Below are 14896 nucleotides of genomic sequence, written 5' to 3' on the forward strand. Positions count from 1 at the left end.
TGTTTTCATCTTATCAAGTCCGTGGTCGGGTATCCTGACTGACTGCTGGCATCCTGACTGGCTGGCTGGCGAACAAGGTCCGGTTTCCTTCCTCCCCGGCCCAGGATCGAGGTCAGGTCCTCCTTCATGACGATGACGGCCTTGCGGGCCGAGGAAGCCAAAAGGTCCAAGGCCTGATGGCGGTTCAGATCTTCGCTGTAGGCCGGGTTCGCCTTCCAAGCGCCGATGATCCCCCGGGAGGAATTGACGATCGCCCCCCGACCTTGACCATCGAAGAGGGCGGCCACGTCCGCAGCCGTGCCTCCTTGGGCCCCATAGCCGGGAACCAGGAAGAAGGTGCGGGGCATCCTCCGCCGGAAATCCTGTGCCAGCTGGGGATGGGTGGCCCCGATGACCGCGCCCAGGCGGGAGTATCCCGAATTCCCCTGGCTTTCCTTTCCCCATTCCTCCAAAAGACCGGCCACTTCCTGGCTGACGGTCTTCGCGCTGTCTTCGGCCCCGCTCTGGCCAGCCGTCCGCAAGTCCTGAAGCTGGCTGGAAGAGGGATTGGAGGTCTTGCAGAGGACGAAAATGTCCTTATCGTCCTGGATACAAGCGTCTAGGAAAGGGCGGATCCCGTCGATCCCCAGGTAGGGGTTGACCGTCACCGCGTCCTCATGCCAGACATCCTGGGAAGGCAGGCCGGGCAGGGCCGGGCTCCCGGACAGATGGGCGGCGTAGGCCTGGGCGGTGGAACCGATGTCCCCCCGCTTGACGTCCCCGAGGACGTAGAGGCCTTTGCTCTGGGCGTAGGCGCACGTGCGGGCGTAAACGTCCACCCCGGCCGGGCCCAAAGCCTCATACATGGCGATTTGCGGTTTGACCGCGGGGATCAGGTCGCTGACGGAGTCGATGATGGCCTGGTTGAAGACCAGATAAGCCTGGGCCAGGTCGTCCAGACCGGCCACCGTCTCTAGAAGCTGCTTGGGCAGGAGGCCTGGCTTAGGGTCCAAACCGACCACGCTGGGATTGCCGGTCCTTCTGATGGCTTCGATCAATCGGTCCATGGTTGTCCTTTCCTCTGTCCCTTCCTATTCTTCCCATCTCAGGGAATCGGCCTGGGCGCAGGAGATCCGGCCTCCCAGGATGGTGGCGACCACCCGGCTTTCGACCGTCCACCCCTGGAAGGGGGTGTTCCTGGCTTTGGACAGCCACCGGTCCGTCTGAATCCGGGTCTCCTCCCCCGTCTTCAGCAAAACCAGGTCCGGCTGGCCTTGGCCCCAGACGTCCTCGGATTCCGGGCCCTGGCCGGACTTCAAATCCACGCTTGACCTTAAATCCACGACGGATCCGGACAGGTGGGCCTCAATCTCGAAGACCTGGTCTTTCATCAACCGGGCAGGATTGACGCTCATCAATTCGATCAGGCGTCGGTGGGAGATGATGCCGGGGGCCACTAGACAGTGGTAGGCGACCCCGTAAGCCGATTCCAGCCCGATGACCCCGTTGGGGGCCGCGGCCAGACCGGCCGCCTTCTGCTCGGCTGTATGGGGGGCGTGATCGGTGGCCAGCATGTCGATAGTCCCGTCGGCCACGGCCTGGATGACGGCCTGCCGGTCCTTCGAAGAGCGCAGGGGGGGATTCATCTTGGCGGCCGGACCATAATCCTCCACAGACTTATCGTCCAAGGCGAGGTAATGAGGGGCCGTCTCGCAGGTGACCGGCAGGCCTTCGTCCTTGGCTTGGCGGATGGCCGCGCAGGAAGCGGCCGTGGAAATGTGTTGCAGATGGAGACGGACCCCCGTGCGGCGGACCAGGTCGATGTCGCGCGAGACCACGGCGATCTCCGTCGACTCCGGGATGCCGGGCAGGCCCAGGCGCCGGGCGACCGGGCCTTCGTTGAGGACCCCGGACTCATGATGTTCGCAATGGTCGATGAAGGGGATACCGGCCTCCAAGGCCATCGTGGCGACTTGGTCCACCAGGGCGGTCGGCACCGTCGCCCCGTCATCGGAGATGGCGATGACCGGGTGGGAGGGGAAAGCCAGGCCGGAGGCCCAATCCTCCATCCGGGACGGTTCCTGGCCTTGGCGGCCTAGGGAAGCGGCCACGCATAAGGCGTAATGGACCGGTAAAGGGCAGGAGTTGATCTTCGAGTAAGAGTCGAGATAGTCCAGGCTGGACCGGCAGCCTTGGCAACCGCCGGGGACCGTGGCCCCATCCAAGGCCGGCAGGGTGTTGGGCATGATGAGCACGCCTGTGTACCCTCCGTGGGCGGCCGCGCGCGAGCCGGTGACCATGTCCTCCTTCTCGGTCTGCCCCGGGTCGCGGAAATGGACATGGGGGTCGCGGAAACCGGGGGCGATAGTCAAGCCGGAACAATCGAGACGGACCTCCTGGCTTCGGTCCCCCTCCCGCCCCTCTTCCCACCCACCACTGGCGGGAAGGAGCAGGTCCACGGTCCGGCCGCTGTCCCAGACGGTCAGACCGGCCAACCGAAGAGGGGGATGCGGGGGAAAGATCCGGGGGGAATCCTGCCAGTCATGAGTCATAGGTCCTGCCTTTACGCCTGAATCGTTATCGTCGCTTTCAATCCTGGAACTTACAAATGGGCCAGTTCATCGCAATAATCGCACCGGTACTCGGTCACCTGGGGGTCGGAAGTCCTCACCAGGTGGAAAAGCTGGTCGAGCCCTCGCTCGCTGGTGGTGATGCACCGAGGGTTATGACAGGTGAGCACGTTGCGTACCCTCTGGGGAAGGGTGGGCTTGAGCTTCTCGGCGATCTGCCCTTCATGGACCACGTTGACCGTGGCGTCCGGGGCCACTAAGGCCAAGACGTGGAGGTCGACCTGGGTCCGCCCTTCGATCTTGATGATGTCCTTGGTCCCGTAGGACTGGCTGGCCGCGTTCATAATCAAGGCCAACCGGGTGGTCTTGGGGTCGATGTGAAGATAATTGAGGACCGTGAAGGACCTGCCCGCTGGCACATGGTCGATGATGATCCCCTCGTTGATGCTGGTCACTTCCATCGTCAGACCTCCTTGATCTCTTGGCGTTGAGCCTCTTCGTCGTCGATGAATCCCGGGGCCGGGTCCCCGATCAGGGAGCTTTCCAAAGCCATGCGCATGAGCATGCCCATCTTCACTTGCTGGAAGTAGGCCGCCCGGGGGTCCTCGTCCAGGTTGAAGGCAATCTCGTTGACCCGGGGCAGGGGGTGGAGTACGGCCATGTCCTTACGGGCGAAGGCCATCTTGTCCTCGTCCAGGATGTAGGTGTCCCGCAGGCGGAGGTAATCGTCCTCGTTGAAGAACCGTTCCTTCTGCACCCGTGTCATGTACAGCACGTCCAGGTCGCCGATGACGGCCTGCAGGTCGGTCACTTCCCGATAGGAGCAGGACGGGGTCTTGCGGATGAAGTCAAGCACGTAGTCGGGCGTTTTCAACTCCGGGGGGCTGATGAGGACGAAGTCGATATGGCCGAAACGGCACATGGTCTGGATCAGGGAATGGACCGTACGGCCGAAAGTGAGGTCCCCGCACAGGCCGATGGTCAGATGGTCCAGACGGCCGAAACGGGCCCGGATGGTGGCGATGTCGGCCAAGGTCTGGGTGGGATGCATATGTCCCCCATCCCCTCCGTTGATGACCGGGATGCTGGCCGCTTTGGCGGCCACCAAGGCGGCCCCTTCCTTAGGGTGCCGCATGGCTACCAGGTCGGCGTAATTGGAGACCACCTTGACCGTATCCGCCACGGTCTCGCCTTTGGTGGAAGAAGACAGCTGGGCCCCGGCGAAGCCGATGACCTGACCCCCCAGACGCAACATGGCCGTCTCGAAGCTGAGACGGGTGCGGGTGCTGGGCTCGAAAAAGAGGGTGGCCAGGATGCGGCCAGGGCAGGTCAGGCGGGCCTGGTCGGGATGCTGGCTGAAATAATCGGCCTTGCGAAGAAGATAATCAAGCTCGTCCAAGCTGACGGAGTCCAAGGTGACGACGCTTTTGCCGCGCAAGGAGTGGAAAGGGGATGCAGGAGATGGTTGAACAGACATCAACTCGCCTTTCTACGAAAGATCCAGGCGGCCACGGGTGGTGACCTCATCAATGGTAACCAGCCAACGCGACGCCCTGAGCGGAAAAAACGCCCCTTGTCCGCGGACCAATACGCAGGTCTTCCTTCGCGCATAAAAGAGCGGTTATACTCGAAGTATCTTACCTGTCCATTTCCGTCCATGGAGGTGCCGATGCAAGCCTTGAACCTGATCGTCCTCATCATGGTCGCCGTCCTCCTGTCGGCCCTGGTCAGCCCTTACATACCCAAGGTCTCCCTTCCCCTGGTCCAGATCGCCTTGGGCCTGATCTGGTATTTCCTCCCCATCACCCCTCCCGTCAACCTGGACGACCACCTTTACATGGTCCTCTTCATCGCCCCCCTGCTTTTCTTCGAAGCCAAGGAGACCTCCCTCAAAGCCATCAGGGAGAACCTAGCCTCCTCCTTGTCCCTGGCCGTCGGCCTGGTCCTTTTCTCCGTCCTGGCGACCGGCTATTCCGTCCATGCCCTTTGGGCCGCCATCAGCCTGCCCGCAGCCTTCGCCCTCGGGGCCACTTTGGGCCCGACCGACGCCATAGCCGTGTCCGAACTCAAGAAGGAGGTCAATCTGACCGACCGGCAGCTGTCCATCCTCGGGACGGAAAGCCTTTTCAACGACGCAGCCAGTATCGTCAGCTTCCAATTCGCCACCACCGCCGCCTTGACCGGCCGCTTCTCCCCGGGAGGATTCACCCGCAGCGTCATCTGGAGCTTCCTGGGAGGGACCCTCATCGGCGCCCTCCTCGGCCTGGGCCTCAACCGCCTGATGCTGGCCCTGCGCAGGGTCGGGCTGGAAACGACCACCACCCGGATCACCATCGAACTGCTCTTCCCCCTCCTGGCCTACGTCTTCGCCGAAGAGATCGGGGCCTCGGGGGTCATCACCGTGGTGGCCGCCGGACTCATGCTGCGTTATGACAAAATCGGGGTGGGCGAAGACATAGCCCGGACCAATCAGGTCTCCTCTTCGGTCTGGGACTTCGTCACTTTCAGCCTCAACGGAAGCGTCTTCGTCCTCTTGGGATTGGAGTTGCCCTTGGCCATGAAGACGAGTCTGGCCGGGTCCCCCATCAACCTGCCTTACCTGATCGTCACCGTCGTCCTGGTGGCCCTGGTTCTCCTGACCGCCCGGTTCCTTTGGATCCAGGTCATGACCTCCTTCAGCAAGGACCCTGAAACCGGCCGGCGGCTGGGTTCCCGGGCCTGGACGGGCGCGGGCCTGAAATCATCCCTGATCATGACCATCGGCGGGGTCAAAGGCACCATCTCCCTGATCCTGGCCTTCTCCCTGCCCGCCGGAATCGGCCTGGTCCGCGGCTTCCCCATTCGGGAGATCCTCCTCTTCATCGCCGCCGGCTACACCCTCCTGTCCCTGGTGACAGCCAACCTCCTCCTCCCCCTCCTCTCCCCCAAGGACGATCAGGAGGAAGAGGCCGACCTGGCTCAGGCCAATCAGGTCCTGCTGAACCGGACCATGTCGAAGATATCCTCTTTGGAAACGAACGAGAACCGGAGATTGGTCTCCCTGGTCCTCGATTCCTACGCCCAAAGGTTGACCCGGCAGAAGGATTTCTCCTCTTCCCGCCTTCAGGACGAACAGGTCAAGGACTTGCACATAGCCATGGTGGAATTCCGTCGGCAGTGGCTGGAAAACTACCGGGTCGAGCATCCCGAATGCTCTTACGCCGTCTCCCGCCTCCTCATCCCCATCGAGGAAGGCCTGGCCATGAACGGGAAAAAGCTCAGGCAGCGGACCCGGCTGAGGGGGAACCTGTTCGCGGTCAGGTTCAGAATCGGCAAGACCCGCCTCCTGGCCCGGCTCGACCCCAAACATAAGCGGGGTCCGGCAGTGGCCGAGGGGGATCCGACGGTGGCCGGCATGACCATCCCCCTGGCCCGGATTCAGGAAGAACTGACCGAAGCGACGATCGACGGTCTCTTCTCCATGCTCAACCAACCGACCCGCAGCCCTTATTCGCCGGCCGTCATCGCCGCCTTAATCAAGGGATACCAGGCCCTTTTGCTGACCGCGCGCCGGGCGGGGCATGGGTCCGGGGTCCGTCCCCTCCCCCTCCCGACGGGAGGATTTCTACGACCGGCTGAGCCATATCAAAGCCCAGGCCTACCAGTTGGAGCTGGACACCATCCGGGAGATGCTGGAGGGGAATGAGATCTCCTTGGCCCAGGCCCGGACCCTGCGGTCCAACGTCTACATCATGCAATCGGATAATTCCGAGAGGTGAGGGGCGCCCCGCTGAATCACTCCCCATAGAAGAGCCGCTCGGTCACCTGCCGGCAAAGGCGCATATCGTGGAGGAGCTCGTTGACGAACTCCTGCCCCTCGTGGGCCGACCAGCCCATGCAGGCGGCCGTCCCTCCCAAAGAGAAGGAGTCCTCAGGAATCACGTCGGCCTGGGCCACCCGGCCGGACCAGAGGTAGGAGGCGTTCCGGGCGTCGGTGCACAGCCGCCAGGTGGCCTCGAGGACTTTGGCGTCCGCGGGGGCGATCAGATCCGCCTCTTCCAAGGCTTTCAGGGCCTCTAAAGTCGATGTGGTCCGCAGCTGGGGATGGGTCCCGGCCTGGGTCAGCTGCAGGAGCTGGATGGTCCATTCCACGTCGGACAGGCCGCCTTTGCCCAGTTTGAGATGGCGGTCGCGGCGCAGACCGCGGGGTAGGCGCTCGGCCTCCATTCTCGCTTTGAGGGTGCGGATCTCGGTCAGTTGGGCCTCGGTCAGGTCGGTCCGTGGGTAGCGCAAAGGATCGGCGACCTCCGTCAGGAAGCGGTCGGCCAGTTTCCGGTCCCCGGCGGCGTACCGAGCCCGCAGCAAGGCCTGATGCTCCCAAGTCTGGGCCCAGTGGGCGTAATAATCCTTATAGGACGGGTAGGAACGGATCAAAGGACCGTTCTTCCCCTCCGGCCTCAGGTCGAAATCCAGGTCGATCTTGGCTTCGGTGGTCTGCCCCCCTCCCAGGATGGCCCTCATATCGGCGACCACGGCCTTGGCGAAGGAGGCCGCCTGCCCGTCCGAAGCCTGGGTCCCGGCCTCCTCGTAAATCATCATCAGGTCGGCGTCGGACGAGAAGTTGACTTCCCTGCCCCCGTAACGTCCCATGGCGATGAGGCAGATGCTGGCCGGGGCCTGGGTCTCCTCCAAGTCCCTTTGACGGCATTGGTTGCGGATGGCCCACAGGAGGCTGGATTCGATGGCGGCGTCGTAGACGTCCGTCATGGAGCTCAGGCAGTCCTGGGAGGAGATGACCGAACTCATCCATCCCAGGCCGATCCGTTCGATCTCCCGACGACGCATGGCCCGGATCAGCTGGGAGAAGGCGGGAAGGTCGTGATCGAAGCGGAGGTAGGCGCTCAAAGCCCTGGTATCCAATTGGGAACGGGTGTGGGGACGCAGATCCTTGTCGGCCCCCAACCAGGTGACCGATTCAGCCGACCGGGTCAGGGCGTCGGACAGATAACGGGAGTTGGACAGGATGTGGCAGAGCCGTTGGGCCGCCATAGGGGAATCCCTGAGGAAACCCAGGAAAGGGCCTCCCCGGCCGTACTTCTCTACCAGTTTGCGCCATTGAAGCAGGCCCATATCCGGGTTCTGCCCTTGGGAAAGCCATAGGAGGATGGCCGGCAGGAGGATTTTGTTGATCTTGGCCGCCCGGCTGACCCCCCTGGTCAAGGCCCGCACATGGAGGGAGGCCGCCTGGGGGTCGGAGAAGCCGATTGAATGGAAGCGCTCACGCAAAGCCTGATCGGGAAGGCGAATCTCATCGTCGGCCAGGCCGGAAATGTCCCCCAGCATGGGCCGGTAGTAGATGTCCATGTGCAAGGAGCGCACCTGCCGGCGGGTCCGGTCGAAGCGGGTGACCAAGTCTTCCCCGGACAGGCCGAAGGAACGGGCCAACCGGGTCAGATCCTCGTTGGCGTACAAGCTCGCCTTCTCCATGTTCCGGGGCCGCTCCAACCCTCCCCTGCTGGCCTGCCCCAGGTCTGGGAAAAGATGGGTCCTCCTCATCTGCCAAAGCTGTTGGCGGTGTTCCATGACCCGTTCGAAGCGGTAGTCCTCGGACAGGTCCGCAGCCTGTTTCCGGGAGACGTAGCCTCCTTGGGCCAGGGCCTTCAGGGCCTCCAAAGTGGACCGCAGGCGCAGGCTTTCATCCGTGCGCCCATGGACCAGCTGGAGCATCTGGACCGTGAACTCCACATCCCTCAAACCGCCTTGCCCCAGCTTGATCTCCAGGTCCTTCTGCTTGTCGGGGATCAGCTTCTCCACCCGTTCCCGCATGGCCCGGCAGTCGAAGACGAAGTTCTTCCTGGCGGAGGCGGACCAGACCAGGGGGCGGGTCTGGTCGATATAGCTGCGGCCCAGGTCCTCGTCCCCAGCCACGAAGCGGGCCTTCAGCAAGGCTTGGAATTCCCAGTTCTCCGCCCAGTTGCGGTAATAATCCAGGTGGGAGCCGATGGTGCGCACCAGGGGCCCGGCCTTCCCCTCGGGTCGCAAAGCGCAATCGACCTTCCACAAAGGAGGTTCGCCGACCGAAGGAAGGACATTCTGGCAGGCTTTCTGCAGGCTGGCGCCCAGGGCGGTCCCGATGGAGACCAGGTCGGTCTGGGACAAGGCAGGCGCCTGGTCAGGGCTATCTTGAGCTGATGGATTGTGAATTGATGGGTGGCGGGCGGGCTCCGCCACATAGACCAGGTCCACGTCGGATACGTAATTGATCTCCTGGGCCCCCAGCTTCCCCATGCCGATGATCGCGAAGGAGATTTCGCCCGACCGGGGGACGGCTTCCCGGCTCACCTGCACGGCCGCCTGCAAGGCGCTATCGACCAGATCGGACAGGCGGGAGGAGATGGTCGGTTGGATCCGAAAAGGATCGGGATCGCTGACGTCGGACGCGGCGATGGCGATGACCTCTTTCCAGTATTCGTGCCGGAAGGCCCGTACCCCCCCGGCGAAGCCTTCCTCCGCCTTGGCTAAGGCGGCCTGCATGGCTTTGATCCGTTGGCGTTTCCCCCATGAGTGGGAGTCGTAATCCGTTCCGATGACCGAGTCCAGATAAGTCGGATCGGCTTCGATCAGACGGGCGATCCGGGGGGAGGACCCCAGGAGGGCGATCAGACGGGAGAAAGAGGATGCGGCCCCTTCGGACGCGAAAGAACCGCGGCTCCCGTCCAAGCAGGAAAGGATCCTCTGCCTGCAGACATCCTGCTGAATCAAGTCGGACAAGGCCCGTAGGGCGGCGTCAGGTGAAGCGGACCCATCCAAGGCCGTCAGCAAGGGTTGATCGAAGACGGCCGGCCAGCCCTTGTCGGTCATGAGCCCATGCTCCTTTTCGGCCGCCGGCAGGTTGCTGATCCCAATCCGGATAAGGGTGCGTTGGGAGAAGGCCGGTTCCGGCCGGTCGGACGAACCCATGTCAGCAGTCCTTAGGACTGAAGACGCCGATCAGTTTCTGGGAGTCGATGTCCCACTGGTCAAAAGGCTTGTCGGAGCCGAGGATAGCCACGGAAGCCGGGGAGAAACCGAGTTTAACCGCATCCAGGAAGGCCCTTTTGGATTCCCCGCTGGAGAGCCATTGGGCCAGGGAGGACATGGTCGGTTCATGGCCGACAATCATAAGAATTCTGGTCTTCCCCGGAGCCCCCAGGATCTCGTCTATATAACTTTGCATCCCGGGCTCATAAAGGGATTGGCGATAAGCGATCTCGGGCTTGTCCCCGAAGACCTTCAAGAGGCGTTCCGCCGTCTGCCTGGCCCGAGTGGCCCCGGAACAGGCGATGAGGTCCGGGACCAAGTCCATGGACTTCAAGGCCTTGGCCACTTTTTTGCTGTGCTTCCTGCCCTTGTCGGTCAGCTCCCTTTCCTCATCACCGTCTTTGTTGGTGGCCTCCGTCTTGGCGTGCCTCATGAGGACCAGGAGGTAAGGATAGTCTTTCGCCTTCTTGGCGACTTTGGACAGATTGACGCTCATAGGCTCATTCTAAGTCAGGAACCGGAATTCAGGCGGCTCGTTTGCAGATCCAGGTCCCTCAGCACCTTGCGGGTCTTGCGGTCGGATATGTCCCTCAACTGAAGTTTTTCCATGTCGTCTTTGAGGTCGATGTCGGCATGGGTGTCTTTCGATGGCCGATCCCGTTTGAACAAAGCGGCGAATCCGGGCGCCATGGCCCGGGTGACCACCATGAAGCCGGTATGGCCGATCATCTGATGGTTGGGACGGACGGCCAATCCGTCCGCCTTCCACGTCCTCTCCAGGCTTTCACTGATGTCAGGCTCGGTCCAATGACCTGATTCCCTCAGCGTTTCCGACAACCGGCTCAGCTGGGTGGTCGTGGTCACGTAAGAGATCAGGACCCCGCCCGGGCGAATCAGCCGATAGGCCTGGTTCAGCCGGTTCCAAGGGTCCAGCATGTCGAGGACGATCCGGTCGAAGGAGTCATCCTCCCATTCCTCGGCCTTCCGGTCGAAGTCGCCGACCACCATGGTCCACCAGTCGGGCTGATGGCCGTAGAAAAGCTGGGCGTTGGCCCGGCAGATCCGTGCGAAATCCTCCCGAAGCTCAATGGTGATCAGCCGTCCTCCTTCACCCACCGCTTCCAACAGGTTGAGGCTCATGGCCCCGCTGCCTCCGCCGGATTCCAGGACCTCCATCCCGGGCCGGATGTCCCCCAGCTGAATCACCTGGGCTATGTCTTTGGGGTACATGATCTGCGCCCCTCGAGGCATGGAGAGCACATAGTCGGCCAGACGGGGCCGCATGGCGCAATAGGCCCAGCCTCCCATCCGCCGGCCCGAGCCTTCCTGGCCATGCGGGGAAGGGACGGTATTGACGATGGTCCCTTCCGACCGCCCGATCACCTGGTCGTGGAGGATATGGCCGTGCTCGGTTTGGGTGGAGCCGCCAGGAACCAGCTGGAAGGTGACCTTGTTCATCTTCCGGTCGGTGAACTGGACCTTCTCCCCCGCCTGGAAGGGACCTCTGACCACAGCCATGGTTTATTCCTCCTCCTCGCCTTTGGTGAATTGGGAGTTATAAAGGGCGGCATAGGCGCCGTTCGCCTCCAGAAGCTGCTGGTGGCTGCCCTGTTCAATGATGGACCCATGGTTCACCACCAGGATCACGTCCGCGTCCTGGATGGTGGACAGGCGGTGGGCGATGACGAAGCTGGTACGGCCGCTGCGCAAGACGTTCATGGCGTTCTGCACCTTGCTTTCCGTCCGGGTGTCGACCGAGCTGGTGGCCTCGTCCAGGATGAGGATCTCCGGATCAGACAGGAGGGCCCGGCAGATGGTGAGCAACTGGCGCTCCCCCTGGCTGAGCTCGGACGAATCCTCCTCCAGGACCGTGTCATAGCCCTGGGGCAGACGGCGGACGAACTCATCCACATGGGTGGCCTTGGCCGCCTCGATCATCCTCTGGTCGGTGCGTCGGTCCGGGTCATGGACCCCATAGAAGAGGTTGTCCCGGATGGTCCCGTCGAAGAGCCAGGTGTCCTGCAGGACCATGCCGAAATGGGACCTCAGATCTTGCCGGGTGATATCCGTGGTCTTGACCCCGTCGATGGAGATGGAGCCGCCATTGACCTCGTAGAAGCGCATGAGGAGGTTGACCAGGGTGGTCTTGCCCGCCCCGGTCGGCCCCACGATGGCGATGGTCTGGCCTGGCAGGGCGTCCAGACTCAGGTCACGGATGAGGGGGGTGGCCGGATCGTAGGAGAAGTCCACGTGGTGGAAGGTCACATGCCCCTTGAGGGGGCCGCCGAGCCGCTCTTCCAAGGTGGGCTCGTTCTGGTCTTCCTCTTCCTCCTCATCGGCGTCCAGGAACTCGAAGACCCGGGAGGTGGAAGCCAGGGCGGACTGGAGGGTGGAGGCCATGGAGGCGATCTGCCCCAAAGGTTGGGATACCTGACGGGAGTACTGGGAGAAGGCCTGGAGGTCGCCCAGACTCAGGTTCCCGGAAATCACGCGGAGACCGCCGACGATGACGACCAGGACGAAGGACATGTTCCCGAAGAAGGCGGTGGTAGGATTCATGAGCCCGGACAGGAAGGAGGCCTTGAAGCTGGACTGGTAGAGACCTTCGTTGTACTTCTCGAACCGCTTTTTGGCCTCCTCCTGCTGCCCGTAGGCCCGGATGACCATATGGCCGGAGAACATCTCCTCCACGTGGGAGTTGAGCTGGCCGGTTTTGTTCCACTGGGTGACGAACTGGGGCTGGGTCACCCGCAGGATGATGACGATGAAGGCCAGGAGGAAGGGGACCACGGCCAGGGCCACCAGGGTCAGGAAGGGCGAGACCCAGATCATCATGGACAGGGTGCCGATGAACTGGAAGATGGAGAAGAAGAATTCGCCCAGCATCTGCTGGAGGCTGCCGGTGATGTTGTCCACATCGTTGGTGGTCCGGCTCATGATCTCCCCGCGGGGCACCCGGTCGAAGTAAGACAAAGGCAGGCGGTCGATCTTGTTTTCGATTTCCTTGCGCATCTTGTAGACGGCGTCCACGACCACCCGAGTGGTGAGGAAGTTCTGGGCCAGACGCAGAAGGATGGAGATCAGGTAGAGGATGATGACCCCGATGAGAATCTTGCCGAAGGAGGTCCAGTCGATCCCGGCCCCCACCTGGATGTCATACTGGGAGATGAGGGAGGCGATCTTGCCCTGGCCATGCTGGCTGAGCATGGCCATGATCTGTTCCTTACTGGTCCCGGCCGGCACATGCATGCGGGCCAGCATCAGGTTCAGGACGCCGGCGAAGAGGATGTTGGTGCCTTTGGCCAGGACTTTGGGGGCGTAGACGATCAGGCCGACCCCGGCCGCCCCGCAGAGGATGATGGAGAGGAATTTGACTTTGCTGGCCATGAGATAGCCCATAAGGCGGCCCATGACATGCCGGCGGCTGACGCCTTTCATTTCGGGAGACCCTTGCGCGCGTGCCATTCAGTCCTCCTTCTTATCGCTGGTGGGGATGCCGTCCAAGGCCAGGGATTCCACGTCCGGCCCCTGACCCCCTTGGGATTCCACGATTTCCTGATAGGCCGTGCAAGTGCGCATGAGTTCGTCATGGCTCCCCCGGCCCACAATCCGTCCGTCGTCCATGACCAGGATCTGGTCGGCCTGTCTGATAGAGGAAGCGCGTTGGGTGACGATGATTTGCGTGGCCTGTCTGGTCACCGGGGCCAGGGCGTCCCGGACCCGACGGTCGGTGGCCACGTCCAGGGCGGAGAAGGAATCATCGAAAGTATAGATCTTGGGGTTCCGCAAGATGGCCCGGGCGATGCAGAGCCTCTGCTTCTGGCCGCCAGAGAAGTTCGTCCCGCCTTCAGCCACCGGGGCATCCAGCTTCCCGGGCTCTTCGGCGATGAAATCCCCGGCCTGGGCTATGCGCAAAGCCTCCCAGATCTGTTCGTCCGTCGCCTGAGGGTCGCCGAAAAGCATGTTGGAGCGGACGGTACCGGAGAATAGCAGGGCTTTCTGGGGAACGGTCCCGAACAAAGTGTTCAAGCGCGCCGGGTCGTATTCCCGTACGTCATGACCGTCGATCAGGATCTGCCCTTCGGTCACGTCGAACATGCGGGAAACCAGACGGACGATGGTGGACTTGCCCGAGCCTGTGGAACCGATGATGGCCGTGGTCCTGCCTGGTTCGGCCGTGAAAGAGATGTGGGACAGGACCGGATCCTTGGCCCCGGCGTAGCGGAAGGAGACGTCCTTGAACTTGATCAATCCTTTGGGCCGGGCCGGCCAATAGGGATGTTCGGGAGCCTGGACGCTGCTTCTGGCTTCCAGGACCTCATCGATGCGGCCGGCGGCCACGGATGCCCGGGGAAGCATGACGGACATCATGGCGGCCATCATGACACCTATGAAGATGACCATGAGGTACTGGATAAAGGCCTGGAGGGAGCCGATCTGCATGTCCCCGGATTCGATCAGCTTGCCGCCGAACCACATGATGGCCACGTTGGAGAGATTGACGATGAAGAACATGATGGGGATCATGATGCTCATGAGCCGGCCCACGGGAATGAGGATGTCATAGACGTCCTTATTGGCCTTCTGGAAACGCCCGGCCTCGGTCTTTTCACGGACGAAGGCGCGGATGACGCGCACCCCGGCCACCTGTTCGCGGATCAGACGGTTCAAAGTGTCGAGCCCCTTCTGCAGACGCTTGAACAGGGGGCCCATCTGACTGAGCAGGATGCCGGCGACGATGAGGACGACGGGAATGACGATGACGATGGACCGGGTCAGGCTGGCGTTCTGCTGGATGGCCATGATGATGCCGCCGATGAGCATGATCGGCGCCTGGAGGATGATCATCAAGGCCATCATGGTGGCCTGCTGGACCTGCTGGACGTCGTTGGTGGATCGGGTGATGAGGGATCCGACCGAGAACTTCTCCAATTCGTTCAGGGAGAAGTCCTCCACCGAGGAGAAGAAGTCCCGGCGGGCTTCGTATCCCAGGCGCATGCCCAGGCGGGTGGACAGGTAGGAGGCGATGATGTTGGCGATGATCTGGACGATGGCCACTCCCACCATGGCCCAGCCGATGTGGTAGACCTTGCTGGTATCGGCAGTGGCCACACCTTTGTTGATGATATCAGCCTGGAGGTTGGGCAGATAAAGGTTGAGGATGGTCTGCGCCACTTGGAAGACCACCAGAATCAGCACCTGCCACCAGTAGGGAGTCAGGTATTTTCTCCATATTCTGAGCATTTTTCCTCATTCGTTCATGGTGAGAAATCGACTGTTTTCGTATTCTGAAGAGACTTGTGGTGATTTTAGCCCTAAGGAACGAAAAGAAAATGAGGAAATAACAT

10 protein-coding genes are annotated in these 14896 nt (G+C 62.1%); 1 reads left to right on the forward strand and 9 read right to left on the reverse strand.

Annotated features, from left to right (window positions below; all coding sequences use genetic code 11):
- Positions 1-5: 5 nt before the first annotated feature.
- From pyrF to pyrB, 4 genes are read right to left on the reverse strand one after another with little or no spacing between them, the layout of a single operon-like run.
- Complete coding sequence (gene pyrF, locus PSDT_RS04255; RefSeq protein ID WP_006289176.1) at positions 6-1046, reverse strand: orotidine-5'-phosphate decarboxylase; 1041 nt, start codon at positions 1044-1046, stop codon at positions 6-8.
- Positions 1047-1070: 24 nt separating this feature from the next.
- Positions 1071-2531 (reverse strand): dihydroorotase, encoded by a 1461-nt coding sequence (locus PSDT_RS04260; RefSeq protein ID WP_006289175.1) that lies wholly within the window; start codon positions 2529-2531, stop codon positions 1071-1073.
- Positions 2532-2581: 50 nt separating this feature from the next.
- Positions 2582-3010 carry an aspartate carbamoyltransferase regulatory subunit gene (locus PSDT_RS04265; RefSeq protein ID WP_006289174.1) on the reverse strand — a complete coding sequence of 143 codons (429 nt, stop codon included), beginning with the start codon at positions 3008-3010 and terminating at the stop codon, positions 2582-2584.
- Positions 3011-3012: 2 nt separating this feature from the next.
- Positions 3013-4026, reverse strand: coding sequence for an aspartate carbamoyltransferase (pyrB, locus tag PSDT_RS04270; protein WP_006289173.1), 1014 nt, complete (start codon positions 4024-4026; stop codon positions 3013-3015).
- A gap of 192 nt (positions 4027-4218) precedes the next feature.
- Here pyrB and PSDT_RS04275 point away from each other — a divergent pair, with 192 nt between their 5' ends.
- Positions 4219-6234, forward strand: coding sequence for a cation:proton antiporter (locus PSDT_RS04275; protein WP_006289171.1), 2016 nt, complete (start codon positions 4219-4221; stop codon positions 6232-6234).
- Positions 6235-6323: 89 nt separating this feature from the next.
- Here PSDT_RS04275 and PSDT_RS04280 read toward each other — a convergent pair whose 3' ends face one another.
- The 5 genes from PSDT_RS04280 to PSDT_RS04300 are packed head-to-tail and all read right to left on the reverse strand — an operon-like array spanning position 6324 to position 14792.
- Positions 6324-9488, reverse strand: coding sequence for a bifunctional [glutamine synthetase] adenylyltransferase/[glutamine synthetase]-adenylyl-L-tyrosine phosphorylase (locus tag PSDT_RS04280; protein ID WP_006289169.1), 3165 nt, complete (start codon positions 9486-9488; stop codon positions 6324-6326).
- 1 nt (position 9489) lies between these two features.
- Complete coding sequence (locus PSDT_RS04285; protein WP_006289168.1) at positions 9490-10044, reverse strand: SixA phosphatase family protein; 555 nt, start codon at positions 10042-10044, stop codon at positions 9490-9492.
- Positions 10045-10058: 14 nt separating this feature from the next.
- A complete protein-coding gene (locus tag PSDT_RS04290; protein ID WP_006289167.1) occupies positions 10059-11066 on the reverse strand; it encodes a tRNA (adenine-N1)-methyltransferase in 1008 nt (335 codons plus the stop codon).
- Between the two features lie 3 nt (positions 11067-11069).
- Entirely contained in the window at positions 11070-13013 is a 1944-nt protein-coding gene (locus tag PSDT_RS04295) for an ABC transporter ATP-binding protein (protein WP_006289166.1), read from the reverse strand.
- Positions 13014-14792, reverse strand: a complete 1779-nt coding sequence (locus tag PSDT_RS04300; RefSeq protein WP_006289165.1) for an ABC transporter ATP-binding protein — start codon at positions 14790-14792, stop codon at positions 13014-13016.
- Positions 14793-14896: the final 104 nt, after the last annotated feature.

The organism is Parascardovia denticolens DSM 10105 = JCM 12538 (assembly GCF_001042675.1).
Lineage (GTDB): Bacteria > Actinomycetota > Actinomycetes > Actinomycetales > Bifidobacteriaceae > Scardovia > Scardovia denticolens.

Coding starts and splice junctions, on each gene's coding strand:
- pyrF (WP_006289176.1), bottom strand. CDS start 1,046: ATGGACCGATTGATCGAAGCCATCAGAAGGACCGGCAATCCCAGCGTG.
- PSDT_RS04260 (WP_006289175.1), bottom strand. CDS start 2,531: ATGACTCATGACTGGCAGGATTCCCCCCGGATCTTTCCCCCGCATCCC.
- PSDT_RS04265 (WP_006289174.1), bottom strand. CDS start 3,010: ATGGAAGTGACCAGCATCAACGAGGGGATCATCATCGACCATGTGCCA.
- pyrB (WP_006289173.1), bottom strand. CDS start 4,026: ATGTCTGTTCAACCATCTCCTGCATCCCCTTTCCACTCCTTGCGCGGC.
- PSDT_RS04275 (WP_006289171.1), top strand. CDS start 4,219: ATGCAAGCCTTGAACCTGATCGTCCTCATCATGGTCGCCGTCCTCCTG.
- PSDT_RS04280 (WP_006289169.1), bottom strand. CDS start 9,488: ATGGGTTCGTCCGACCGGCCGGAACCGGCCTTCTCCCAACGCACCCTT.
- PSDT_RS04285 (WP_006289168.1), bottom strand. CDS start 10,044: ATGAGCGTCAATCTGTCCAAAGTCGCCAAGAAGGCGAAAGACTATCCT.
- PSDT_RS04290 (WP_006289167.1), bottom strand. CDS start 11,066: ATGGCTGTGGTCAGAGGTCCCTTCCAGGCGGGGGAGAAGGTCCAGTTC.
- PSDT_RS04295 (WP_006289166.1), bottom strand. CDS start 13,013: ATGGCACGCGCGCAAGGGTCTCCCGAAATGAAAGGCGTCAGCCGCCGG.
- PSDT_RS04300 (WP_006289165.1), bottom strand. CDS start 14,792: ATGCTCAGAATATGGAGAAAATACCTGACTCCCTACTGGTGGCAGGTG.